General features: G+C 42.5%; 1 protein-coding gene and 2 pseudogenes. 2 read left to right on the forward strand and 1 reads right to left on the reverse strand.

The genetic code is table 11. The annotated features are described in order from the left end of the window. Nucleotides 1-190: pseudogene (locus AK963_RS36320) on the forward strand (IS630 family transposase); the annotation flags it as partial. Nucleotides 191-292: 102 nt separating this feature from the next. Then, entirely contained in the window at nt 293-667 is a 375-nt protein-coding gene (locus tag AK963_RS29795; RefSeq protein WP_066018813.1) for a hypothetical protein, read from the forward strand. Nucleotides 668-696: 29 nt separating this feature from the next. On the opposite strand, the pseudogene AK963_RS36325 reads toward AK963_RS29795, so the two are convergent. Beyond that, a pseudogene (locus AK963_RS36325) lies at nt 697-872 on the reverse strand (IS256 family transposase); the annotation flags it as partial.

An 872-nucleotide genomic window follows, 5' to 3' on the forward strand; every position in this document is an offset into this window, starting at 1 on the left:
ACCATTCGCACCGGAGTTAAACAGCTCAGAAAGGCTATGGGAGTGGATGCGGGAGCATGACTTATCAAACAAAGCATTTTCAGGTTATGAAAATATTGTAGATTGTTGCTGTGAAGCTTGGAATAACCTTTGCAGCGAAGCTGGTCGACTGTTCAGTCTGTGCTCCCGTGATTGGGCAGTTATACAGTAGTTAGAAAATTCAATTGGTATTAAAACCAATACGAGTGATTCAGGCTGGTATAACGGTGGTATCATTTTCGATTATCAGGATGAAAATAATTACAAATTTGTAATGGCCCGGATTGGGGCTCAGCAATGGCGTATTGAACAGATAGTTGACGGTGTTCATTCCAATGTTGTTTCGATACCCGCAACGATACCAAAGAACGTCTATGTACCCATTCAGCTAAGAGTTGAGGGAACCGTTGCGAACTTTTATTCAGAAGGCGAGCTTAAAGTTTCCCATGATTTTGGTGAGCCATTAAATGATGGTCGTATTGGTGTTTTAAACAACAATGCTGATACCGACTTCATTCTGGAAATGTCGCCATCAAACTGGGCTCCCTCAGTTGAAAATTATGAATTTGAAATGCAGGTTCAGGATGGCACGCTAATAACCAGTAATGTGTTTGATGGCGCAGTGGATCCTGCAAATGAGAGCCTGTAAATAATTCTGTGTAAACGCCACCAAAACTATTACTCCTTGAACCGGTCAGGAAACATAATTTCAAACCGGTTCATGGCTGCTTTCCAGTTCCTGATCGGCATGGTCCATTTCTCGGAAGCTTTTTCCATGGCCAGATAGATTACCTTCATGACTGACTCATCAGTCCGAAAAATCTTCCGGTTCTTGATCGCCTTACGAATGACGC

Source organism: Endozoicomonas atrinae (assembly GCF_001647025.1).
GTDB lineage: Bacteria > Pseudomonadota > Gammaproteobacteria > Pseudomonadales > Endozoicomonadaceae > Endozoicomonas > Endozoicomonas atrinae.